This is a genomic window from Rhodococcus triatomae, assembly GCF_014217785.1.
GTDB lineage: Bacteria > Actinomycetota > Actinomycetes > Mycobacteriales > Mycobacteriaceae > Rhodococcus_F > Rhodococcus_F triatomae.
Genome location: NZ_CP048814.1, coordinates 2,200,453 through 2,223,008 on the forward strand (window position 1 = coordinate 2,200,453; position 22,556 = coordinate 2,223,008).

23 protein-coding genes are annotated in these 22,556 nt (G+C 68.9%); 11 read left to right on the forward strand and 12 right to left on the reverse strand.

Translation table 11 applies throughout. The annotated features are described in order from the left end of the window. Window positions 1-28: 28 nt before the first annotated feature. Both G4H71_RS10300 and G4H71_RS10305 read right to left on the reverse strand, forming a co-directional pair. Complete coding sequence (locus G4H71_RS10300) at window positions 29-1,189, reverse strand: hypothetical protein (protein ID WP_072738865.1); 1,161 nt, start codon at window positions 1,187-1,189, stop codon at window positions 29-31. A 12-nt stretch (window positions 1,190-1,201) separates the two neighbouring features. After that, window positions 1,202-2,128, reverse strand: coding sequence for a metal-dependent hydrolase (locus G4H71_RS10305; RefSeq protein ID WP_072738864.1), 927 nt, complete (start codon window positions 2,126-2,128; stop codon window positions 1,202-1,204). A gap of 283 nt (window positions 2,129-2,411) precedes the next feature. Here G4H71_RS10305 and G4H71_RS10310 point away from each other — a divergent pair, with 283 nt between their 5' ends. Together G4H71_RS10310 and G4H71_RS10315 are read left to right on the forward strand one after the other, a co-directional pair. Then, on the forward strand, window positions 2,412-3,023 hold the full coding sequence (locus G4H71_RS10310) for a TetR/AcrR family transcriptional regulator (protein ID WP_072738863.1): 612 nt from the start codon (window positions 2,412-2,414) through the stop codon (window positions 3,021-3,023). 65 nt (window positions 3,024-3,088) lie between these two features. Further along, on the forward strand, window positions 3,089-3,463 hold the full coding sequence (locus G4H71_RS10315; RefSeq protein ID WP_072738862.1) for a nuclear transport factor 2 family protein: 375 nt from the start codon (window positions 3,089-3,091) through the stop codon (window positions 3,461-3,463). A gap of 146 nt (window positions 3,464-3,609) precedes the next feature. Here the strand turns inward: G4H71_RS10315 and G4H71_RS10320 are convergent, their stop codons facing one another. The 3 genes from G4H71_RS10320 to G4H71_RS10330 all read right to left on the reverse strand — a co-directional run bounded on the left by G4H71_RS10320 (window position 3,610) and on the right by G4H71_RS10330 (window position 8,083). Next, on the reverse strand, window positions 3,610-4,719 hold the full coding sequence (locus tag G4H71_RS10320; protein ID WP_072738861.1) for an NDMA-dependent alcohol dehydrogenase: 1,110 nt from the start codon (window positions 4,717-4,719) through the stop codon (window positions 3,610-3,612). A 78-nt stretch (window positions 4,720-4,797) separates the two neighbouring features. Then, a complete protein-coding gene (locus G4H71_RS10325) occupies window positions 4,798-6,306 on the reverse strand; it encodes an aldehyde dehydrogenase family protein (RefSeq protein ID WP_072738860.1) in 1,509 nt (502 codons plus the stop codon). A gap of 88 nt (window positions 6,307-6,394) precedes the next feature. Then, window positions 6,395-8,083, reverse strand: a complete 1,689-nt coding sequence (locus tag G4H71_RS10330) for a sigma-54-dependent Fis family transcriptional regulator (RefSeq protein WP_246442293.1) — start codon at window positions 8,081-8,083, stop codon at window positions 6,395-6,397. Between the two features lie 64 nt (window positions 8,084-8,147). Here G4H71_RS10330 and G4H71_RS10335 point away from each other — a divergent pair, with 64 nt between their 5' ends. From G4H71_RS10335 to G4H71_RS10345, 3 genes are all read left to right on the forward strand, one after another. Then, complete coding sequence (locus G4H71_RS10335; RefSeq protein WP_072738858.1) at window positions 8,148-8,678, forward strand: GNAT family N-acetyltransferase; 531 nt, start codon at window positions 8,148-8,150, stop codon at window positions 8,676-8,678. A gap of 112 nt (window positions 8,679-8,790) precedes the next feature. Next, window positions 8,791-9,924: a TIGR03364 family FAD-dependent oxidoreductase gene (locus tag G4H71_RS10340; protein ID WP_072738857.1), complete on the forward strand. Its 1,134-nt coding sequence runs from the start codon at window positions 8,791-8,793 to the stop codon at window positions 9,922-9,924. Between the two features lie 100 nt (window positions 9,925-10,024). Continuing rightward, the gene (locus tag G4H71_RS10345) at window positions 10,025-10,702 is read left to right on the forward strand and encodes a phosphonatase-like hydrolase (RefSeq protein ID WP_281392662.1); all 678 of its coding nucleotides are present in this window, start codon (window positions 10,025-10,027) and stop codon (window positions 10,700-10,702) included. 36 nt (window positions 10,703-10,738) lie between these two features. On the opposite strand, the gene G4H71_RS10350 is transcribed toward G4H71_RS10345, so the two are convergent. Beyond that, the gene (locus G4H71_RS10350) at window positions 10,739-11,476 is read right to left on the reverse strand and encodes a GntR family transcriptional regulator (protein WP_072738855.1); all 738 of its coding nucleotides are present in this window, start codon (window positions 11,474-11,476) and stop codon (window positions 10,739-10,741) included. Between the two features lie 129 nt (window positions 11,477-11,605). Between G4H71_RS10350 and G4H71_RS10355 the strand changes: the two genes are divergently transcribed. Then, window positions 11,606-12,499 carry an SGNH/GDSL hydrolase family protein gene (locus G4H71_RS10355; RefSeq protein ID WP_072738854.1) on the forward strand — a complete coding sequence of 298 codons (894 nt, stop codon included), beginning with the start codon at window positions 11,606-11,608 and terminating at the stop codon, window positions 12,497-12,499. Window positions 12,500-12,521: 22 nt separating this feature from the next. On the opposite strand, the gene G4H71_RS10360 is transcribed toward G4H71_RS10355, so the two are convergent. After that, window positions 12,522-13,727, reverse strand: a complete 1,206-nt coding sequence (locus G4H71_RS10360; protein ID WP_139183361.1) for a PucR family transcriptional regulator — start codon at window positions 13,725-13,727, stop codon at window positions 12,522-12,524. Window positions 13,728-13,963: 236 nt separating this feature from the next. On the opposite strand from G4H71_RS10360, the gene G4H71_RS10365 reads away from it, so the two are divergent. The 4 genes from G4H71_RS10365 (at window position 13,964) to G4H71_RS10380 (ending at window position 17,847) form a co-directional block, all read left to right on the forward strand. Continuing rightward, a complete protein-coding gene (locus G4H71_RS10365; RefSeq protein ID WP_072738852.1) occupies window positions 13,964-14,437 on the forward strand; it encodes a VOC family protein in 474 nt (157 codons plus the stop codon). A 337-nt stretch (window positions 14,438-14,774) separates the two neighbouring features. Beyond that, entirely contained in the window at window positions 14,775-15,413 is a 639-nt protein-coding gene (locus G4H71_RS10370) for a maleylpyruvate isomerase N-terminal domain-containing protein (RefSeq protein ID WP_246442291.1), read from the forward strand. A 95-nt stretch (window positions 15,414-15,508) separates the two neighbouring features. Next, window positions 15,509-16,684 carry an acyl-CoA dehydrogenase family protein gene (locus G4H71_RS10375; RefSeq protein ID WP_072738850.1) on the forward strand — a complete coding sequence of 392 codons (1,176 nt, stop codon included), beginning with the start codon at window positions 15,509-15,511 and terminating at the stop codon, window positions 16,682-16,684. 8 nt (window positions 16,685-16,692) lie between these two features. Continuing rightward, window positions 16,693-17,847, forward strand: a complete 1,155-nt coding sequence (locus tag G4H71_RS10380) for an acyl-CoA dehydrogenase family protein (RefSeq protein WP_072738849.1) — start codon at window positions 16,693-16,695, stop codon at window positions 17,845-17,847. Here the strand turns inward: G4H71_RS10380 and G4H71_RS10385 are convergent. The 3 genes from G4H71_RS10385 to G4H71_RS10395 are packed head-to-tail and all read right to left on the reverse strand — an operon-like array spanning window position 17,836 to window position 20,056. Further along, window positions 17,836-18,489 carry a TetR family transcriptional regulator gene (locus tag G4H71_RS10385; protein ID WP_072738848.1) on the reverse strand — a complete coding sequence of 218 codons (654 nt, stop codon included), beginning with the start codon at window positions 18,487-18,489 and terminating at the stop codon, window positions 17,836-17,838. The two genes, G4H71_RS10380 and G4H71_RS10385, sit on opposite strands and share 12 nt — an antisense overlap. Before the next feature lie 39 nt (window positions 18,490-18,528). Then, entirely contained in the window at window positions 18,529-18,678 is a 150-nt protein-coding gene (locus tag G4H71_RS10390) for a carboxymuconolactone decarboxylase family protein (protein WP_169847167.1), read from the reverse strand. Between the two features lie 10 nt (window positions 18,679-18,688). Further along, complete coding sequence (locus tag G4H71_RS10395) at window positions 18,689-20,056, reverse strand: TIGR01777 family oxidoreductase (RefSeq protein WP_072738847.1); 1,368 nt, start codon at window positions 20,054-20,056, stop codon at window positions 18,689-18,691. A 51-nt stretch (window positions 20,057-20,107) separates the two neighbouring features. Between G4H71_RS10395 and G4H71_RS10400 the strand changes: the two genes are divergently transcribed. Further along, window positions 20,108-21,628 (forward strand): SDR family oxidoreductase, encoded by a 1,521-nt coding sequence (locus tag G4H71_RS10400; RefSeq protein ID WP_072738846.1) that lies wholly within the window; start codon window positions 20,108-20,110, stop codon window positions 21,626-21,628. Here G4H71_RS10400 and G4H71_RS10405 read toward each other — a convergent pair. Both G4H71_RS10405 and G4H71_RS10410 read right to left on the reverse strand, forming a co-directional pair. Beyond that, window positions 21,625-21,843, reverse strand: a complete 219-nt coding sequence (locus G4H71_RS10405; RefSeq protein ID WP_072738845.1) for a helix-hairpin-helix domain-containing protein — start codon at window positions 21,841-21,843, stop codon at window positions 21,625-21,627. The two genes, G4H71_RS10400 and G4H71_RS10405, sit on opposite strands and share 4 nt — an antisense overlap. Before the next feature lie 31 nt (window positions 21,844-21,874). Further along, complete coding sequence (locus tag G4H71_RS10410) at window positions 21,875-22,471, reverse strand: lipocalin family protein (RefSeq protein WP_072738844.1); 597 nt, start codon at window positions 22,469-22,471, stop codon at window positions 21,875-21,877. Between the last annotated feature and the right edge of the window lie 85 nt (window positions 22,472-22,556).

Below are 22,556 nucleotides of genomic sequence, written 5' to 3' on the forward strand. Positions count from 1 at the left end.
GGTGGGAGGCCACGTCCGGTGCCGGGCGTCAGCTGCTGCGGGCCGCCGCGGGAGCGGAATCCGGATGAGGCGTGCTCGGCGCGGAGCGCCCGGTGGCGGTGAACGTGGCGGCGACACTGAGCAGTGCGACGGCGAAACACGCCCCGGTGTACCAGAGATTGCCCACCGGGTCGCCGTTCACGGTGATCCCGTCGACCGCACCGAAGAAGTCCGGAAGCGCGGAGATCCAGAGGAAGGCCATGACGGCCAGGTACACGAGCGCGTAGGCCTGGACGAACCCGTTCCGGTACGCGGGAGCGCCGGTGTGGCCGTCGGCGCGCAACCGGAGCCACTGACGGATCAGGACCACGACGGCGACCATGGACAGCGCGACCAGCTCGGCGGCGTAGAGGATGCCTCGCACGGTGTCGCTCCCCATGCCGAACAGTGTTGCGGGAATGGGCAGTACCGCGGTGCCGATCGAGGCGACGATGCCGATGACGAGGGTGCGCCAGACGAGCTGCAGGCCGGAGAAGTGCTCGCCACGGTCGACGTGCCGACCGACGAAGAACTGTACGCACAGCGCGAGGGACATCGGCCACAGTGCGGCGAACACGACCACGCTCGGCAACGGCACGGCGTCGAACATCGGTGGGCTGAGGGGGTTTTCCTCCGACCAGGCCCACCACCGCAGCTGAGGCCCGAGGTGATCGAAGATCTCGTAGAACGCGTGGTGGACGAAGCCGACGCATGCGGCTCCGAGGAGCACCCCGTAGCGGACGAAGATGCCGAGCATGCGGACGATCTCGAAGGCGAGTGTGGCCATCAACGGGTACACCGCGACTATGTACAGCGGGAGCCGGCCCCAGAGGAACTCGACCATGAACAGGTTGTGCACGAACATGGTGTCGACGTGCTCTTCGATTCCGAATGCTGCCGGAAAGTACAGCGGCGGTTCGATGATGAACAGATAGGCCGTGGCACCGAGCCACAGCACCAGGTTGGTGGGGTCGCCGTGGCGGCGCAGGCGCACGATCGCGTAGATCAAGGCGAGCAGGGCACCGAGGACGATGGTGACCTCCAGCACCGGGAGCGTCCAGTTCTCGAGTTCCCACGGGGCGCGGAGCTCGACGAGGCCGCCGGCCTCGTCGCAGGTGAACCCGAGGTCGCGGGAGAGCTCGTCGAAGGTGGGTGAACACATGTCGGACATTGCTTCTCGTTCCTATCGCGTCGCGGTGGCTTCGGTGTACCAGAGGGTGACGTCGTCGCCGTTCTCGTATCTGCGGAACCACTCGTCCGCCAACGCGGGCAACTTCTCGTGCGCCGGATCGTGGCGAGGTAGCTGACTGCGGACGATGCCGGCCAGTGCCACCAACTGTTCGCGCAGGGGCAGGTCGTCGAATGCACGGAGGAGCGGGCCCTGATCGTCCGGGCGGGTGAACGGCAGCAGGGCGCGCAGCCGTTGTCTCCGTCGATGGGTGGCGAACATGGACAGCGCGTCGACCTTCCGTTCCTCGAGAGGAACGTGTTCGTTGAATCCGGCGCACGCGATCCGGAGGACGTCGAGGACGTGGCGGAAGATGGACGGTGCCATCCGCATTCGGTAGACGTCGCTCCCGACAACGTCCTCGAAGATGATCAGGGCCGAGCTCCGGTGCTCGACCTCTTCCACGAAGTGCCAGAGGAACAGGGATGCCACGCGGTCGTCCCCCGGTGCGAAGAGCGCAGCGTCGTTGTCGAGCATCAGCTTGAACACCGGTGTGAAGGTGGCCTCCAGATCGGCGGTGTAGGCGAGCCGGTAGTTCACCGAGGTGTTCGCGGTGAGGTCGTCGTAGGCGCCGATCACGTCGTCGAGCGTCTGCCGGAGGCCGGGGTAGGCCTTGATCAGCCCCTTCGCGTGCTGCCGATGTGCGGTGGAGTGTTGGCCCTCCTGCCGCACGAATGCGTCGGCCTCCTCGGCCACGGCGGGATCGGCGATCAGCGGCATGGCTTCGCGGATCATGTTCACGATCATCTTCTCGAAACCTATGGCCAGGAACGACACCGCGTTCGCCATGGCGGAGAAGGAGGGGTTGCGGGCGTTCCACAGGAACGGGACGTCGTAGTCCGCGAATGCGAAGCGCATCTTTCGTACGTGCAGATCGGTCATCTGACGGTACCTCGCTGTTCGGTGGATGAATGTCTCTGATCGGGAAGTCTTTTCGGAACGCGGACGGCTCTGGTGGCCGATCCGCGGAAGCGATGGAAGGCACCATACACACAATCGCGTGAGCGTATGATAGAAATTTCCGAAGCGAGCCGCCGGGAACCGACTGTCCCGGCGGCTGCCGGAACGTGCCCGTGATAGCGTCGGCCGCATCGGGGCGTCCGGACCGTGTGCGCCACGGTGTGGTTCGGCCCCGGAGTACGGGTTCGAGTCCAGAAGGCGATCAGTGGCACGCAGACGAGGCTGGGGTGGGCATCCTCCCGAGGACGACGACGAGGCGTCCCGCCGGATCGTGGCCGCTGCGGTCGAGGTGATCGGACGAACCGGCGCCGCCGTCGGTATCGCGGACGTCGCCGAATCGCTCGGGGTCATCCGCCAGACCGTGTACCGCTACTTTCCCAGTTCCGACGCGTTGATGCGTGCTGCCGCGATCGCCTCGGTGGACGGCTTCCTGGACCGGTTGACCGAGCGTGTGCGCGGTCTCGAGGATCCGGTGGAGGCGCTCGTGGAGGGTGTCGTCTACACGCTCGACGAGGTGCGCCGCACTCCGCACCTCGGGCTCGTGCTGTCCGGGTCGTATACGAACGTCCACCCCGAGGGGCTGACCTCCGGCGAGGCGCGAGCGTTCGGAATGACGATGATCAGACGGTTCGACGTCGACTGGGAGCGGTACGGCTACGACGACGAGGCTCTGTCCGAGCTCGTGGAGTTCCTCCTGCGGACCATGCTGTCGTTCTTCGTCGCCCCCGGCGACCCCCCGCGTACCGACGAGGAGCTGCGGCGATATCTGCATCGCTGGATGGGGACCGCGATCCGCGCGCAGGATTCGCCCCTGTAATCCAGGACACATCCGGTGTAATGTCTCGTGACTAGAACAGGTTCTAGTCACGAGAGGGGTTCGTCATGGCACCGTCCGCAGAGGACATCCGCAAGACCGTCACCCGATACGTGGAGGCGGTGGCGACCGGGACGGTCGACGACGTCCTCGCGCTGTACGCGGAGGGAGCGACCGTCGAGGACCCGGTCGGCACCGAGGCCCGCACCACCGAGGCGTCGCTGCGTGAGTTCTACGGGATCATCGAGCCGTTGACCCAGACGGGTGAACTGCTGACGCTCAAGATCGCGGGCAACACCGCGGCCTTCCACTTCTCGCTCGTCACCGAACTCGGGGACAAGAAGGTCGAACTCGCGCCCATCGACGTGATGACCTTCGACGACGACGCGAAGATCACCAGCATGAAGGCCGTCTGGAGCCAGGAGGACATGATCACCCGCTGATCGGCCTGCCCCTGTCCGCCCCTGCCCCCGCCCGCCCGCCCTGCCCCTGTCCCCATGGGTGAAGGTGGCCTTCGACCGATCAGACCGGTCGAAGGCCACCTTCACCCGACGGGGGGAGCGCTCAGTGAGGGGGACGGAAGTGGAGATCAGTCGTAGACGATGACGCCGCGGAGGTTCTTGCCGTCCCGCAGATCCTGGTAGCCCTCGTTGACCTGCTCGAGCGTGTACTGCGTCGTGACCAGCTCGTCCAGCTTGAGCTGTCCCGCGTCGTAGAGACGCAGGAGGCGGACGATGTCGTACTGCGGGTTCGCCGAGCCGAACAGCGAGCCCTTGATCGTCTTCTGGTTGAGGGTCAGGTCCGTGCCCGAGACGTGCACGGTGAGCTTCGTCGGATCGGCGAGGCCGGTGATGACGACGGTGCCGCCCTTGCCGACGACGGCTGTGGCGTTCTGCACCACCTCCTCGTCGACCGTGCCGACGAGGATCAGTGCCTGGTCCGCGCCTTGTCCCCAGGTCAGCTCGCTCACCTTCTCCGCTGCCTCTGCGGCGTCGGCGAACGCGTGGCTGGCACCGAACTTCAGGGCCGCCTCGCGCTTCATCGCCACCGGATCCACGGCGACGACGTACTTCGCCCCGGCCGCCACCGCGCCCTGGACGGCGTTGATGCCGAGGCCACCGATGCCGTAGATGACGACGGTGTCACCGGCCCGGACTCCGCCCGCGTACACCGAGGTTCCCCAGCCGGACGGAACACCGCACCCGACGAGGACGGCGGTCTGCAGCGGCAGCCAGTCGTCCACCTTCACCACCGAGTGCTGCGAGATGGTGGCGCGTTCGGAGAAGGTGCCGAGCATGCACATGGCACCGAAATCCTTGCCGCCGGAGTGGAAGCGGAACGAGCCGTCCGGCATCGAGCCCTCGAGGATGGTGGCTCCCATGTCGCACAGGCTCTGGCGTCCGGTCGAACAGTAACGGCACACACCGCAGTTCGGGATGAAGCTGCAGACGACGTGATCACCGGGCTTGACCTTGGTGACGCCGGGGCCGACCTCCTCGATGATCCCGGACCCCTCGTGCCCGCCGACGATCGGGTATCGCGGTGGCAGATCGCCGTCGGTGAGGTGCAGATCCGAATGGCACAGGCCCGCAGCGGAGTACTTGATCAGCACCTCGCCCACGCCGGGGCCGTCCAGGTCGAGTTCCATGAGCTCGAACGGCTTTCCGGGCTCGAGCAGAACTGCAGCGGTGGTCTTCATCGGGATTCTCCTTCGTGGGCGGGGTGTTCGATGGGTGCCCGGTCACGGGGCGGTGTCGATTCACGGGGCGACGTCGGTTCACAGGGCGACGTTGACGGCCTTGGTCTGGGTGTACAGATCGATGGCCGCGGAGCCGAGCTCGCGCCCCCAGCCGGACTGCTTGTAGCCGCCGAACGGCATGGCCGTGTCGAAGCCGTTGTACTGGTTGACCCACACGGAGCCGGCCTTCAACTGCCGCGCCGTGAGATGGGCCCGGGAGAGATCCTTCGTCCAGATTCCGGCGGCCAGGCCGTAGATGCTGTCGTTGGCGGCCGCGGCCACACCCTCGGATGCGTCGAACGGCATCGCGGCGACGACGGGCCCGAAGATCTCCTCACGCACGATGCTGAACGACGGATCGACGTCGACGAACACGGTCGGTTCGACGAAGTATCCGGTGTCGCCGTAGCGCTTTCCGCCGGTGAGAGCGCGTGCACCGTCGGCGAGCCCGGCGGCCAGGTAACCGGTGACCTTGTCGAACTGTTCCTGCGAGACGAGTGGACCCAGCTGGGTGGCCGGATCGAGTCCGGGCCCGATCTTCACCTGGCTCGCTGCCTCCGCGACGGCGGCGGTGAAGTCGTCGAAGATGCTGTCCTCGACGAACATCCGGGTTCCTGCGACGCAGCACTGACCGTGATTGAACAGCCACGCGTTGACCGATCCGGCCACCGCGGTCTCGAAGTCGGCGTCGGCGAAGACGACGTTCGCGCTCTTGCCGCCGAGCTCGAGCGACACCTTCTTGAGGTTGCCCCTGGCGGCGTCGACGATCTTCTTGCCCACCTCGGTCGAGCCGGTGAAGGCGACCTTGTCGACGTCGTCGTGTGCCGAGAGGGCAGCGCCCGCGTCGCCGTAGCCGGTGACGATGTTGACGACGCCGGGCGGGAAGCCGGCCTCCTCGAACACCTCGCCGAGCAGGAGCGCGGTGAGGGGAGTCTGCTCGGCCGGCTTGAGGATCACCGTGTTCCCCGCGGCCAGCGCGGGCGCGAGCTTCCACGAGGCCATGAGGAGCGGGAAGTTCCACGGCACGATCAGCCCGCACACGCCGACCGGCTCGCGCAGCGTGTAAGCGTGGAAGCGGCCGCCCGGAGCGAACGGCATGCTGACACCGACGGTGCTGCCCTCGATCTTCGTGGCCCAGCCGGCGTAGTAGCGGAAGACGTCGGCGGCCCACGCGACGTCGACGGCCGAGGCGATTCCCGCGGACTTGCCGTTGTCGAGCGCCTCGAGCTGGCCGAACTCCTCGGCGCGTTCGCTGAGGATGTCGCCGACGCGCCAGAGCATCCGCTCCCGCTCGTTCGGCTTCATCTCCGCCCACGGTCCGCCGTCGAACGCGGCGCGGGCGGCGCGGACAGCCCGGTCTACGTCCTCGGCCCGTCCGCGCGGCACCTCGGTGAGCACCTGCCCGTTGGCCGGATCGACCGTCTCGAACGTCTCCCCCGCCGCGGCGTCCACCCACTGTCCGCCGATGAGGAACTTCCGGGAGCCGGACAGGAAGCCGCGGACACCGGGGAGCAACTCCACCTGGCCGGGCTCGATCGTGGCAGTCATCAAAACCTCCGAAGTCGAATGTGTGATGTGCCTCATAGTGCGCCGGAAACGGGGTGGTCAACTGTCCGGACTTCGGACACCGCCACGGTCAGCGGATCTCGAGCGCCTTCATCCGGACGTAGAGGGTGCTGCGGCTGATGCCGAGCGCGGCCGCCGCCCGTGCCTTGTTGCCGGAGGCCGCGACGAGGGCGTCGACGATCGCCTGTCGTTCCGCCCGTTCGCGCCCGCCGAGCCGGGCAATTCGCCGCGAACCACGATGGGTGGCAGGAAGATCGGTGTCGCGGATCCGGTCCGAGGTGCGGGCCCCCGCAGCGGCCTCGAGGACCACTCGCAGTTCGGCCAGGTTGCCCGGCCACTCGCACGCCGCGAGTGCGTCGACCGCGCTCGGCGACAGCCGCAGGCCGGGGTCGACGGATTCGAGGACGGCCCGGGCGATCTCGCCGATGTCGCCGGTGACCCGTCGCAGCGGCGGGAGGGTGACCCGGCCGGGGCATCGCGCGATCAGCCCGGCGGTGGGCGCGGGGACGGTCTCGACCGGTGCGCTGGTGAGGATCACGCGTGGATGCGAGGTGTCGATCAGTTTGGCGACCACCGGGAGCAGTGCCTCGGGAAGCAGCTGCACCTCTTCGAGCGCGAGAACGTCCGGAGACGTCTGCACGATGCGCTGGAGGCGCTGCACCCAGTTCTCCAGCCCGTCGAGCGCGATGTCGGTGGCATCGAGAACAGATGCCGAACGGTCCCCGGTGAGGTCGCGCACCGCCGTGCTGCGGCCGCTCCCGGCCTCGCCGGTGACGGCGACGGCGCCCGCGGAGTCCCGTAGCCGGGTGAGTGTGGCCCGGGTGCGGTTCCACAGCGATGCAGGCTCGCCGCCTCGGGGAACGATGCGCCGGCCCGAGGACTCGAGAACGAACACCGTCCCGGATGTTCCGGTGACACGCTCGGCGCGCACCAACACCGGTGAGCCGGACGCCAGCTCCACCCCGAGCGTGCGGGACTGGCCGGGCGACAGATCCGCCGCCAGGGCCTCGAGGGTGGCGAGGTCGGAGATGTCGAGAAGATCGGCGGCGGACCGGTTGCTCAACTGCAGGTCCTCACCGAGCGCCGCGACGGCGAACCGGCTCTCGGCCGTCTGGCGTTGGAATGCCTCGACGAGCCGCTGCTGGGAGATGCGTGAGCCCTCGAGCAGACGGCGTTCGATGTCGTTCGCCGCGCGCGCGAGGAACGGCCCGAACAGGGGGTTGGCGCGATCGGAGATGCTCGTCATGTCGAGGACGCCTTCGACGCGGCGCGTCACGGGGTGCACGATGGGGTGCCCGTAGCAGCTGAGCAGCTTGAACTGCTCGAGGTAGTGCTCGGTTCCGTGGATCGCGACCCCGCGGCGGACTTCCATGGGCGTGCCGAGTGCTGTGGTGCCCACCCGGTCCTCACCGAAACGCGAACCCAGTTCGGCGCCGGCGTGCGACATCAGCCGGTTGAGGTGGGTGCCGTCGACGATGCGGGCGACGATCCGGCATTCGCTGTCGGCGAGCAGCACACCGAATCCGGTGTCCGCGATCTCCCGGCGCACCTCGTCGAGCACCGGCGCCGCGGCCTCCATCAGCCGACTGGACAGGTCGGTGTCGGGATCGGGTCGTGGATCGGGAACGATGTCGGGTCTCAGCCCGCTGAGCGCCGACCGCTTCCAGGACAGGGCGATCTCGGGCCGCACGGCCGCGTCGCCACCCTCGGGATCCATGCGCGACTCCTCACCGCCGTCCTCGCCGGTTGCTGGTGTCACGAAGCTACCCCGCGCGATGTGACGCGCGCCATACCCCCGAAGGTGGGGAGTAGCCTCGCCCGCTGTGACGACGCTTCTCGTGCGACCGGCAACTGCCGCCGATGCCGCCGCCTGCGCGGCGATCTACGCGCCCTACGTGACCTCCACCGTGATCACCTTCGAAGAGCAGCCTCCCTCGGAGTCGGAGATGGCGCTCCGGATCGAGCGGGCCTGCGCGGAGCATGCCTGGGTGGTGGCGGAGATCGACGGCGCCGTCGTGGGCTACGCCTACGGCGGGCCGTTCAAGGCCCGGCCCGCATACCGCTGGTCGGCGGAGGTGAGCGTGTATGTCGAACTCGGCCGCACCCGCACCGGAGCAGGTCGTGCTCTCTACGAGGCGCTGCTGAGCCGGCTGGCGGAACGCGGCTACCGCAACGCCGTCGCGGTGGTCGCCGTGCCCAACCCGGCGAGCATCGGACTGCACACCGCGCTCGGATTCGAGCCGATGGGCACTCTGCGGGCCATCGGTTTCAAGCACGGTGCGTGGCGGGACGTGACGTGGCTGCAACGGGCCGTCGGTGAGCACGGCGACCAGCAGCCGGCGCCACCGGTCTGACGCCGGCACCACGCGGTGGCCGCCAGGTGAACGACCAGGGATATATGTATACATCCGGCTAATTCACCGTACTTGTATTGATAGGTAGCTCGTGCTGCGCGACGCTCGACGCATGACAGCACAACGCGCCTACGATGTGATCGTCGTCGGTGCCGGGATCGTGGGACTCGCCCACGCCTACCACGCCCACAGGCGCGGTCTGTCCGTCGCGGTCGTCGACCATGCGGACCGGGTCGTCGGGGCCTCCGTCCGGAACTTCGGCCATGCCTGCATCACCGCACAGTCCGGCACCGCCCTCGACTACGCCCGAGCAGGCCGCCGGCACTGGCTCGACCTCGCCCGCAAGGCGGGATTCTGGGCGGCCACCCCGGGTACTCACTGCGTCGCCCGGCACGAGGACGAGCTGGCCGTGATGCGCGAGTTCGCGGCGCTGCGCGGTGACGCGGTGCGCCTGCTCACCGCGGACGAGTTCCGCGCCCGAGTCCCGGTCGCGGATCCGACGGTACTCGGCGGCATGCATCTGCCCGACGACCTCCAGGTGGATCCACGCCGGGCGGCACCCGCGATCGCGCGGTGGCTCGAAGAGGACGGGGTGGACTTCCACTGGCGCACTGCCGCAGTGGGATTCGATCCCGGCGTGGTCCGGACCTCGCGCGGCACACTCGCCGCGGGCACGACCTTCGTCGCCGTCGGCCACGACGTCGATCGACTCTTCCCGGATCTCGCCGACCGGGATCGGCTCGCCCGTTGTCGGCTGCACATGCTGCGGGTACGTCTCCCCTCGATCCCCGCCCTTCCCGGGCCCTTGTTCACCGGGTGGTCGCTGGTGCGGTACGCGGGTTTCGCGGGCCTTCCGTCGTTGCCCGCGTTGACCGAGCGCCTGCGGGTGGAGTTTCCCGCCCAGGCCGCGGTCGATCTGCACCAGATGTACACGCCGCAGCCGGACGGGTCGCTGCTCGTCGGCGACACCCACGTCCGGGAGTACACCGCGTCTCCGTTCCAGGGCGAGGAAGGGTTCGCACTCCTCCTCGACGAGACCCACCGGCTGTTCGGTGTCGATCGAATCGATGTCGAAGAACGCTGGCAGGGGGTGTATTCCACCGCACCCGGCACGGAGTTCCTCGTCGAGGAGCCATTCGATCGCGTGCACGTCGTCACCGTCACCACCGGTATCGGGATGACCACGAGCATGGGCCTGGGCGCAGTGAACGTCGCGAGCGCCCTCGCCGCCACCGCCTCGGCCTGACCCCGACCTTCCGAAAGGACTTCCTGCAGTGTCCGATTCCCCACGGCCCGATTCCCCACGGCCCGACTCCCCACGGCCCGACTCCCGGCCGTCCGAACCCGTGAGCCTCGTCGTCTTCGACATGGCCGGCACCACCGTCGAGGACGGCGGGCTCGTGCGGCGCTCCTTCCTCGCCGCGGACGAACATGCCGGACTGTCCGCGAACGACGGCGACCGCGCCGCCATGCTCGACTACGTCACCGAGACGATGGGACAGTCGAAGATCGTCGTCTTCCGGCACCTCGCCCGGGGCGACGAGGAACGCGCGCAGGCCGCCAACGACGAGTTCGAGCGCTGCTACGCCCGGTTGGTCGCCGACGGTGAGTGCAGCCCCGTCCCCGGCGCCGAGGACGTCTTCGCCGCATTGCGGGAGAGCGGGATGAAAACCGCACTCACGACGGGGTTCTCACCCGACACCCAGGCCGCGATCCTCGACGCGCTGGGGTGGCAACGGATCGCGGACGTGACACTGTGCCCGGGCGAGGGCATCCGCGGCCGCCCCTTCCCGGACATGCCGTTGACCGCGCTCCTGCGCACCGAGACCGATTCCGTGCAGCAGATGGTCGTCGTCGGGGACAGTGCCTCCGACGTGATCAGCGGGCGGCGCGCGGGTGCCCGTGCCAGCGTCGGTGTCCGCACCGGCGCCCACGACGAGACGGTGCTCCGCACCGCCGGAGCCACCCACGTCCTCGCATCGGTGGCCGAGATCCCGGCACTCCTCGCCGAACTCCGGTCCTGACCCGGTCAACCCGGACCGACCGAGCGGGCTGCGGCGTCAGTCGGCCGGCCTCGGCTCGACGGTGCGGGCGTTGACGATGCCGAAGGTGACCAGGTCCGGCCGGTACCGGTCGTCGGCGAACTCGAATGGGCGTCCCGTCTCGTCGCGGGACGTCCGGCGCTCCCTGAGAAGTGGTGCGCCCCGGTCGATACCGAGACTGTCGGCGTCCACCCGGTCGGCGGCCACCGCGTCCAGGACGTGCTCCATCGAGTCGAAACGTGCACCCCGCCCGGTGAGGAAGTCCGTGATCGAACCGGAATCGGTGTCGAACTCGAAGAGGTGGGCACCGACGTCGTCGACGAACGTGCTCCGCTCGATCATCGTCGGTTCGTCGTCCAGCAGACGCACGCGCAGTACCTCGACGACGAACTCGTCCGGAGTGAGGGCGAGCGCCTGCGCGGCCGGGCCGGACGCCCTCCTCCGGGCGACCTCGAGGGTGCGGCTGGCGGCGGCGCGCCCCGTCCGGCGAGCCCACTGGGAGAAGGGAGTGAACGTGTCGAGCGTCTGAGTGACGTTGCGGCTGCGGACAACCGCGGGCCTTCCCTGGGACAGTTCCACCAGGCCCTCGGTGCGGAGGCTGGCCAGGGCTTGGCGCACCGGCCCCCGGGAGACACCGAACTCCGTGCACAGTGCGGCCTCGCTCGGCAGAGATCGGCCGACCGCGTACCGCCCGTCGCGAATTCGGCCCCGCAACTCGCCGGCCACGTGTTCGTGGCGGGGTCGGGAGCTGCCCATGCGTCCTCCGGATCGATCGTTGCGCCGTCGTGATCAGTATTTCACCCGATATCGCCTCCCGCAGGGCCGGATCCCACGACTTCCCGGGAAACGCCCCGCGAGTGGTCGCCCGGCCTCGATACTCGATTCATGGCACTTCACGGATGCCACAGTCGGGGTCGACGCAGCCGGGCGCTCCGCGCCCTGGTGGTCGGCGGCGCAGCGTTCGTCGCGGTCGGCACGGTGACGCACGCCGCAGCGGATCCGGTCGAGCCGGAGTACCTGCACTACGTGGCGATGGGAGATTCGTTCACCAACGGCGCGCCGATCCCACCACTGGATGTCACGCAGGATTCGGCGCTCTCGTGCAGTCCCTCCGCGGTCAACTATCCGCACCTGGTTGCCGAGTCCCTCGAGCCCGTGCGCTTCGACGACCGGTCCTGCGGCGGCGCCCGGACAGCCGATCTCACCGGCGGTGCGCAGCCACAGTACGCCGCCCTCACCGAGGACACGGACCTGGTCACCGTCGGTATCGGAGGCAACGACATCGGGCTCGTCGGGCTGGCGAATTCGTGCACCAATCCGTTCCCTGAGGGGACGCCAGGCACCGTGTCCTGCGCCGAGCGTGCCACGGCCGGAGGGCGGGACGTGTACGGCGAGAGCATCACGGCTTTCGCGCCGAGGTACGGCGAGATCGTCGACGAGATCCGAAGCGCCTCTCCGCGCGCACGAATCGTGTTCGTCGGATATCCGACCGGGATCCGATCCGGAGGATGCTTTCCGGCACAGCCGATCTGGCCGCGGGATGCGGACTACCTGCAGGACAGGATCGACCAACTCACCGACGTCATGCGCGCGAGTGTCACGGCGGCGGGTGCGGAGTTCGTGAGCCTGCGCGAGTCGACCGTCGGCCACGACGCGTGTGCCGTCGGAGCGGATCGGTGGATCGAGGGACTGGTGCCCACCGACATCGCGGCGCCGTTGCACCCGAATCGAGCCGGTCACGAGAACGCCGCCGCGCAGGTGCTGGCGGCTCTGCGGTGACGGCGGGTGAAGTGCGCCGCGGCTACAGCCTGGTGGAGAGCAGTGCCGTCTCGAGCACCCGGAGGCCGTCCTGTCGGGACGGGTCGAGGCCGGTGAGGTCGGCGATCCTCCGCAGGCGGTAGTCGACCGTGTTGGGGTGGACGTCGAGGCGGAGCGCAGTCTGCTTGCGGCTGAGGTCGGTGTCGATGTGGGTTTCGAGGGTGAGCAGTAATTCGGGAGCCCGGGCGAGCGGAGCGAGCAGGTCCGCCAGGCCCTCACGGCCCCAGCCGGGCCGGGTCACCTGATACTCGAAGACCAGTTCGTCGATCCGGTGGACGCCGGGTGGCAGGCGCAGCCGGAGTGCGAGATCGAGCAGTTCGTGCGCCTGGTGCGATGCCTCGGCGAGGTCGAGCGCGGCGGCCGGTACGGCTGCCGCGTACACGGGGAGGTCGGCCGCTCGGGACAGTCGATCGACCAGCTCGTCGACCCGGTCGCGGGCCGGTGTTCCCGGGAGGAGCACGGTGCCGCCGTCCGGGGTGAGGACGCTGAGTGTGGTGGGTCCGCAGGCCCGGGTCAGTTCGGCGCGGATCTGGGCCCGGAGTCGGCGATCGTGAGCCGTCGACCGGCGCTGCCCGTCCGGTTCCGTGGACACGTGGACCGCGAGCACGACGAAGGACAGACTCGTGTCTCCCCCGAAGGCCGGCGTCTCGGTCGACGGCGGGCTCGGCTGTGGCCGGCGCTCCGGGGCCGACGCAGGCGGGGTTTCGACCACCAGGGCGAGGACGCCCTCGTACGCTCCGGCAGCCGCGACGGTGATCTTGCCGAGAACGGACCCGAACAGCTCCGCGGCCGCACGGACGTGTTCGGTGTCCGGCGCCCCGGCCTCCCCGGCGATCCGGCGCCACGCCATCCGGACGCTTTCGTGCAGGAGTTGGAGGACGGCCTCGAGGGCGACACCGGCTTCCGCCCATCGTGCGGCCGCTTCGGCGACCGGCGCCAGGTCGGCTTCGGTGGGTGTCCGCCGCCGGTCGAGGGCGTTGCGTGCCAGTTCCAGGCAACCGGCCGTGAGCCGGGTGACCTCGCCGGAGGTGTCGTCGCACGCGAGCGCCCGACCCGGCCCCGCGCAGGTGGCGAAGTGCGCGATGATCGTCCCGGTGAAGTCGGGGTCCGCCAGCATCGACGAGGCAGGTTCACCCGCGATGCGGAGGCCCCCGAGCTCACTCGACATGCCTGGCGGTTCACTCGACATGCCTGACGCTCCCCGTTTCCACTCCTGCCCGCTCGGCCCGCGGCACCGTGGTGTTTTCCGAAACCACGGTGTTCCAGATCTGAACTACCGAACGGTAGCTTATGAGTGACGTGGACCACAATGCCAGCGCCCGTGGGGGCGTCCGATGAGTTCCCGCGGTGGTCACGGTCTGTATGGGTAGCCGACGGCGCCCGGCTCCGTGGGGGCGTCGAGAGACCCGACCGAGAGGAACCGTCATGAAGCCGATCACCCCGTGTCTCTGGTTCGACACCCAGGGCGAGGAGGCCGCGAAGTTCTACACCTCGCTGTTCGAGAACTCACGGATCGTCGACACCACCTACTACGCCGCCGGAATGCCCCAGCCCGAGGGCAGCGTGATGACGGTGGCATTCGAGCTGAACGGGCAGCCGTTCACCGCCCTCAACGGCGGGCCGGACTTCACGTTCGACGAGGCCGTCTCCTTCGAGATTCCCTGCGAGAACCAGGAGCAGGTGGACAAGTTCTGGAATGCCTTCGCGGAGGGAGGCGAGGAAAGCCGGTGCGGCTGGATCAAGGACCGTTTCGGAGTCTCCTGGCAGGTGGTGCCGACTCGGCTGACCGAGTTGTTCGCGGGACCGGATCCGGCGGGAGTCCAGCGAGCCGTGCAGGCGATGATGCAGATGCGCAAGCTCGACATCGCCGCGCTCGAGAAGGCCTACGCCGGCGAATGAACCGGCGGCGGGTCCGGCCCGTCGGTGCCGACGGGCCGGACCCCGGCGATCAGTAGTTGTACGTCGGGGCGTAGTTGAAGACGAGGTCGCCGATCGTGACCAGGCTTCCGAACGAGAACAGCTGATAGAGGAATTCGAGACTGACTCCGGACATGACGTTTCCCTTCAGGTGAGTGCGCAGCTATCTCCTGGACACGGCGCGGCTGCGGGAGCCTCACAAAGCTGACCTCGGGTTCACAAAGCTCGTGACGCGTCGTGACCGTGGTGAACCCGACACTCGCGTGGTGAACCCCGCATGCGCGGGGTGTATCCCGCCGTCCCACTAGCATCGACAGTCATGACCGAGCTCTCCTATCTCGAACTCGTCGACCAGGTGGCCCGGTCCCAGGGAGCCGTCGAACGAAGCGTCGCAGCGCTCACCGAGGAGCGGGCACGGCAGCCGTCGCTGCTCCCCGGGTGGACTCGCGGCCACGTCGTCACCCACCTGGCGCGTAACGCGGACGCGCACCATCGGTTCGCGAAGGCTGTCGTCTCGGGCGCACCGATGACCGAGATGTACCCCGGCGGGCCCGAGGCCAGGGCGGCGGGGATCGAGGAGGGTGCGGACCGTCCCGTGGCGTTGCTGGCGGGCGATGTGGCGTTCGCCGGTCGCCGCGTCATCGTTGCCCTGCGCGCAGTGACCCCCGACCGTTACGGCACCACCGTCCCGTGGCGGCGGCCGGTTCCTGCCTCCCACCTCCCGGTGCTGCGCTGGCGCGAGCTGGAGATTCACCACGTCGACCTCGGCGTCGGCTACACGCCGAGCGACTGGCCCGACGCATTCGTCGCGCACACTCTCGCGACGGAACTTCCGGCACTGCGAGAGGCGGCGCCGGACGTCGGACCGCCGGAACTCCCGGATCGTGAACTGCTCGCGTGGCTCCTCGGCCGGCCGACGCGCGACGGGCTGCCGGAACTTCCGGCCTGGCCTTTCTGACCGGCGACCCTTGCTTGCCTTACGGCGGTAGGTTATCGTCGCGGCATCAACCTAACAGTGTTAGGAAGTCCCCGATCGTGCACGGAGGAGTCCCGATGAACCTGGCCCTGACCGAGGAGGAGGCGGCGTTCCGGGAGGAGATGCGGACGTTCTTCACGACGCAGATCCCGGAGGAGACCCGCAGGCGGTACCGGAGCGGCGAGCCCCTGGGTCGCGACGCTCTCGTGGAGTCCCAGCGGATTCTGAATGCGGCGGGTCTGGCGGTGCCGCATTGGCCGGTGGAGTGGGGTGGCCGGGAGTGGTCTGCGGTGCAGAAGCACATCTGGTTGGACGAGATGCAGTTGGCGTCGGTGCCGGAGCCGTTGGCGTTCAACGCGAACATGGTGGGTCCGGTGATTGCCGCGTTCGGGTCGCAGGAGTTGAAGGAGCGGTTTCTGCCGGCGACGGCGAATTTGGATATCTGGTGGTGTCAGGGGTTTTCGGAGCCGGAGGCGGGGTCGGATCTGGCGTCGTTGAAGACGCGTGCGGTGCGTGATGGTGACGAGTATGTGCTGAACGGTCAGAAGACGTGGACGACGTTGGCGCAGTATGCGGACTGGATTTTCGTGTTGGCGCGGACGAATCCGGATGCGCCGAAGCGTCAGGCGGGGATTTCGTTTCTGTTGGTGGATCTGGCGTCGCCGGGGGTGACGGTGCGGCCGATTCGGTTGATCGATGGTGGGTACGAGGTCAACGAGGTGTTCTTCGAGGATGTGCGGGTGCCTGCGGAGAATGTGGTGGGTGAGGAGAACGCGGGGTGGGGGTATGCGAAGTTCCTGCTCGGTAACGAGCGGGCGGGGGTGACGCGGTTGGGGTTTTCGAAGGTGCGTCTGGCTCAGGCGAAGGAGCATGCGTCGCGGGTGGTGGTGGGTTCGGGGTCGTTGGCGGAGGATCCGTTGTTCGCGGCGCGGGTGGCGGAGCTCGAGAACGAGTTGGTGGCGTTGGAGTTGACGCAGTTGCGGGTGGTGGCTGATTCGGCGGGGGGTAAGCCGAGTCCGGCGTCGTCGTTGTTGAAGTTGCGGGGTTCGGAGTTGCAGCAGGCGACGTTGGAGTTGCTGGTGGATGTGGCGGGCCCGGACTCGCTGCCGGTCGACGCGGGGGATGCGGTCGCGGCTCCGGTGTGGGCGCAGCGTACGGCGCCGACGTATCTGAACTACCGCAAGGTGTCCATCTACAGCGGGTCGAGTGAAGTGCAGCGCAGCATCATTGCGTCCTCGATTCTCGGATTGTGAGGCGTGACATGGATTTCGAACTGACCGACGAACAGAAGATGTTGCGCGACACCGCGCGTGAGCTCCTCGCTCGCAACTACGACGCCGAGAAGCGCAACGTAGTGGTGGACACCGAGCAGGGCTGGAGCCCGCAGGTCTGGAAGCAGATCGCCGAAATGGGGCTGCTGGGTCTGACCTTCGCCGAGGACGACGGCGGGATGGGAGCCGGCCCGGTCGAGGTGGCCGCGGTCATGACCGAGATCGGCCGCCGACTCGCCCCCGAGCCCGTCCTGGATGCCGCGCTGATCCCCGGCGGCGTCGTCGCGGAGGCGGGTTCGGCGGCCCAGCGCGCTCGTCTGCTGCCGTCCGTGGCGGAGGGCAGCGTGCTGCTCGCCTTCGCGCACGCCGAGCCCGGAGTGCGCTGGCCGTCGACCGCAGTCTCCACCGCCGTGGAACGCTCCGGTGACGGGTGGGTTCTCTCCGGGGTCAAGAACCCGGTCGGGCACGGTGGCGACGCCCACGTGCTCGTGGTGTCGGCGTCGCTCCCCGACGGCGGGGTCGGACTGTTCCTCGTGGACGCGGACGCCGAGGGGGTCTCGCGCTCGACATACGCCACCCACGACGGCTCCAGGGCCGCTCAGATCTCCTTCGTGTCCGCTGCGGCCGAACAACTCGGCGCCGGCGACGCGGCGACCGAACGATCAGGCGCCGGCGACGCGGCGACGGTAATCGAATCCGCGCTCGTCCGCACCCAGGCGGCGTTGTGCGCCGAAGCGATCGGGGCGATGGAGGAAGCCCTCCGGCTGACCACCGAATACCTGAAGGCCCGCAAGCAGTTCGGGGTGCCCCTCGCCACCTTCCAGACGCTCACCCACCGCGCCGCGGACATGTACGTGCTACTGGAACTGGCGCGCAGCATGAGCCTGTACGCGACGCTGTCGCTCGCCGACGGCGTCGTGGATCCGGTCGTCGCCTCGCGCGCCAAGCTCCAGATCGGGCGGTCCGCACGCAAGATCGGGCAGGAAGCGATCCAGATGCACGGCGGTATCGGGATGACGTCCGAGTACCCCGTCGGCCACTACGTCGGCCGGCTCACCGCGATCGAACACACTCTCGGCGGTGCGGACGATCATCTGCGGGTTCTCGCCGAGCGCCTCCAACCGGGAATACCTTCAGTGCTCTGACGGATCGGCCTGTTCCGGAGCCGCGTTCGCCGCCGCGTACATCGCATCGAGTCCGGTGACGAACGCGGCGAGCGCGAGCTCGAAACTGTCCCGGTCGATCTCGTCCGCGTGCTCGCGGATCCTGTGCGCCTGAACCAGGTTCGGGTATCGATCGTGATAGACCCGCACGTCGTCGACGAAGCCGGAGGCGAAGGACGACATCGCGGCGCCGACGACGAGATATTTCGTGGAGGCGCCGATCATCGTCGCCGTGCGGGGTGGCCATCCGGCACCGACGAGCGACCCGTGGACGGCGTCCGCCCGCCGCAGCGATGCCTCACGGGTGCTCGGGCCGTAGGCGAGAAAAGGGACGATGTTGGGGTGAGCACCCAGCGCGGAGCGGTACGAGCGGGCCCACACGATCAGCCCCTCGCGCCATCCGGCGCCGAAGCCGCTGATGTCGACGTGCTCCATGATGGCCGAGGCGACGTCCTCGAGCAGATCGTTCTTGTTCGTGTAGTGGCTGTACAGCGAGGGTGCCTGGACACCGAGCCGGGCGGCGAGCTTGCGCATCGACAGGCCGTCGAGGCCGCCTTCGTCGATCAGTTCCAGCGCGGCGTCTCGGATCACTGCCCGGGTCAGCGCGGTCGTCCGGCGTGCCATGGTCTGCCCCTGTCCTGATTGCCTAACACCGTTAGGTTATCAGGGCGCTTCCGCACCGGCATCGAGCTCGTCGAAAACCTCCTGCACGACGGTCATGGCGGACAGTCCGGCGGGCGCGCCACAGTAGGCCGTGGCCTGCACGACGGCCGGGGCGATCTCGGCTCGGCTGTCCCGGTCGTCGTCGTTCATGGCGCCCACTCTACGAAGATGCGGGATCCGTTGTCCGGTCGGTGAGGCGCCCACACTGGTGTCGCAGCGATTGTTCGAGATCGGGGAACCGGAATCTGTGGTCGCGCTCGGCGAGGCGCGCCGGGGTGACGCGCTGGCTGGCCAGGGCCAGTTCCCGGGCACCTTCCTTGCCGAGCAGGATCCGGGGGCCGAGTTCCGGCACCGGGAGCACGGCCGGCCGGCGCAGCACCCGGGCCAGGACGCGCGTGTACTCGCTGTTGCGGACCGGCTCCGGTGCCACCGCATTGACGGGGCCGGACAACGCCGTGTCCACGAGCGCGCGGTGATACACGTCCACCAGGTCGTCCAGGTCGATCCACGACAGCCACTGTCGTCCGCTCCCGAGGCGGCCCCCGGCACCGATCTCGAACAGGGGACGCTGCAAACGCAGCACGCCGCCGCGGGTGGACTGGACGATCCCGGTGCGGATGTTGACCACCCGCAGTCCCGCCACCCGTGCGGGTTCGGTGTCGGCCTCCCAGTCCTCGACCGTGTCGGCCAGGAATCCGCCGCCCCGCACCGCACCCTCGTCCAGCAGTTCGTCTCCGCGGTCCGCACCGTAGAAGCCGATCGCCGACGCGCACACGAACGTGGACGGTCCGTCGGCGGCGGCCCCGGCGGCCCGCGCGAGCAGTTCGGTGGGCCCGACGCGGCTGCCGCGCACCCTCGCCTTGTGCTCGCCCGTGAAACGCCCGGCGATGGACGCTCCGGCGAGGTGCACGACGGCGTCGACGCCCTGCAACAGGTCGGTTCCGGGGTCTTCCGGGTCCCAGCGGCGTTCGTCGTCGGACCGCGCCTGCCCCCGGACCAGCCGGATCACCCGGTGCCCGCCGGTGGTGAGGAAGGCGCTCAGGGCGGTTCCGACCAGTCCCGAGCTGCCGGTCACGGCCACGGTGAGCGGGCCGTCGAGATGAGCTGCGGCCCAGCGGTGTGCGGCGAGATCGTCGACCAGCTGGCGGTGCCGGTAACGGAACGTCGAGGCCAGGAAGCGGCCGGGAACGGGCGTCTCGACGTGGTCGCGGATCTCGGTGTTCCCGGGCCCGGCGTCGGTGAAGCTGTGGGTGTGTCGCCACGGCGCCAGCAGCCGCAACGGCAGTGCCGCCGAGTAGTCGGCGAAACGGTAGTTCGGATCGAACGACTCGGGATCGTGCTGTGCGACCCAGCGCAGCCCGCCGGGGAGGGCGAGCACGGCGCGGCCGTCGGCCAGCGACGACGCCTCCCGGACCGGCCGCATCGGGAGCCACGGCGGCGACAGGCGGGAGAGTGCACCCGGCCTGCCGTGCCACGCGAACACCTCGTCCCGCGGCGCCGGGACGGTCCGGGCGAAGTCGATTCCCATCACTCGACCGTAGCGCGGCGGCGGCGCGCTTCGGGCGGGTAGCGTCCTGGGATGGGTGAGGAAACGAACAGTCCGCTCCACGTTCTCGTCACCGGCGCCACCGGTTACATCGGTGGGCGCCTGGCACCGCGGCTCGTGGACGCCGGGCGGCAGGTGCGGGTCCTGGCCCGGTCCCCGGACAAACTCCGGGAAGTGCCCTGGGCTGCGGACGTCGAGATCGCCTGCGGCGACCTGGGCGATCCGGCCACGCTGCGCGAGGCGTTCACCGGCATCGACGTCGTCTACTACCTCGTCCACTCCATGACGGCCGGGGGCAGGTTCGAGGAGGTCGAGGAGCGCAATGCCCGCAACGTCGCCGATGCTGCGGTCGCAGCGGGGGTGCGGCGGATCGTGTATCTCGGCGGACTGCACCCGGCAGGGGTCGACCTCTCCCCGCACCTGAGTTCCCGGACACGGGTCGGCGAGATCCTGATGGACTCGGGAATCCCGACCGTCGTGCTCCAGGCCGGGGTGGTGATCGGTTCCGGCTCGGCGTCGTTCGAGATGATCCGACATCTCACCAACCGGCTCCCGGTGATGACCACACCCCGGTGGGTGAACAACCGGATCCAGCCGATCGGGGTACGGGACGTCCTGCACTACCTCGAGGCCGCGGCCGCCGCGCCGCTCGCGCGCAGCCGCACGTTCGACATCGGTGGCCCGGACGTGCTCCGGTACGGCGAGATGATGCAGGTATATGCCGAGGCGGCCGGCCTGTACCGGCGACGGATCGTGGTGCTCCCGGTGCTGACGCCGAAGCTCGCCGGCCTCTGGATCGGCCTGGTCACCCCCATCCCGCCGTCGATCGGGCGCGCACTGCTCGAATCGCTGCAGAACGACGCCGTCGTCCGGGAACACGACATCGACGACGTGATCGCGCCGCCTGCGGAGGGGCTCACGCCGTACCGCGTCGCCGTCGAACTCGCGCTGGCCCGTATCCACGACGGCACCGTGGAGACCACGTGGGCGGGTGCGTCGCCGGAAGGGGCGCCCTCCGATCCGCTGCCGTCCGACCCGGACTGGGCCGGCGAGGTCGTGTTCACGGACGAGCGCTCCCAGGACGCCGACGCCGACCTGGACGTCCTGTGGGACGTCGTGGAAAGTATCGGCGGCGAGAACGGCTGGTATTCGTTTCCGCTGGCCTGGTCCGTGCGTGGGTGGCTCGATCGCCTCGTCGGCGGCGTCGGGCTCACGCGCGGCCGCCGCAATCCGCGCCGGTTGAACACCGGTGATCCGCTGGATTTCTGGCGGGTGGAGAAGATCGAGCGCCACGCGCTGCTGCGGCTGCGGGCCGAGATGCGCGCGCCGGGAGGGGCCTGGCTGGAATGGCGGGTGTCGGCGCTCGGCCCGGGGCGGTCGCGGCTGGATCAGCGTGCGGTGTTCTTTCCGCGAGGTCTCGCCGGCCGGCTGTACTGGTACGGCATCCTGCCGTTCCACGGGGTCATCTTCCGTGGCATGACGTCGAACATCACCCGCGCGGCCGAGCGTATCTCCGAGGAGCCCGCACCGGATTCGGGGCGGAAGACGTTCTAGAGATCGAACGCCAGGCCCCGCGAGGCCAACTCCTCTACGAGGATGCGGATCGCCTTCGGCCCCACGCCGTGAATCGACAGGAGCGTCTTCTCGTCGACCCGGGTCAGGTCGGCGTAGCTCACGTATCCGTGTAGCGCGAGTTCACGTCGGGCCACCTTGCCGATGGCCCGTGTCAACTCGGATTCCGGCGAGGACTCGGACTCGGGCGAGGACATGGACGAAGCGTAGCCGAGCCGGCCTCTCGGATCAGAGAGTGCAGAGCGGCCGGACGTCGTCTCGTCCCCCGGTGGTCGGCGAGGTGAGGATGAGACACGTGTTGTAGCCACGGGATTCGGCGACACGGCGGATTTCGGACCAGCCGGCGTCGTCCACCGCGGGCTCTCGGGAGAGGACGAAGCCGGAGAACCTCGCCGGATCACCCACGAGCGCCCACGAATAGTCCTCCGCGACGTGAGTGACCACGTAGTTGGGCGGGCCGTCGGGGCCGTCCTGGAAAGGAACGCTCGGAAAACTCACGTGCAGGGCCGCATTCGTGACGGGATCGACCACCCGCGCGTTCCCCTCGATCGCGTTCTCGGTACCGGTCCACGTCGTGCAGCGGTTCGCCACACCGACGTTCGTCTCGTCGACGGCGGTGTAGGTGGCGAGGGTGTCTCGTGCGCACTCGAGATTGAACGGCTGCGGAACCGCGGCCAGCTGGTGCCAGGTGCCGAGATAGCGCTCGACGTCGAGGTGCGGCACCGGCGGCAGTGGCTCTGCCTGTGCCGGAGTGGCGGCGGCGACGGCGGCACCGGCTGCCGCGCACACGCCGAGGACCGCGGTGCGTGTCCGGGTGAATTTCATGGCGAACCCTTTCCCTCGATCTGCGTGCAACCGAATCTGCATGCATCTACGCAGGTCATTCGGTGCCGACCGCGGCTCGGACGGG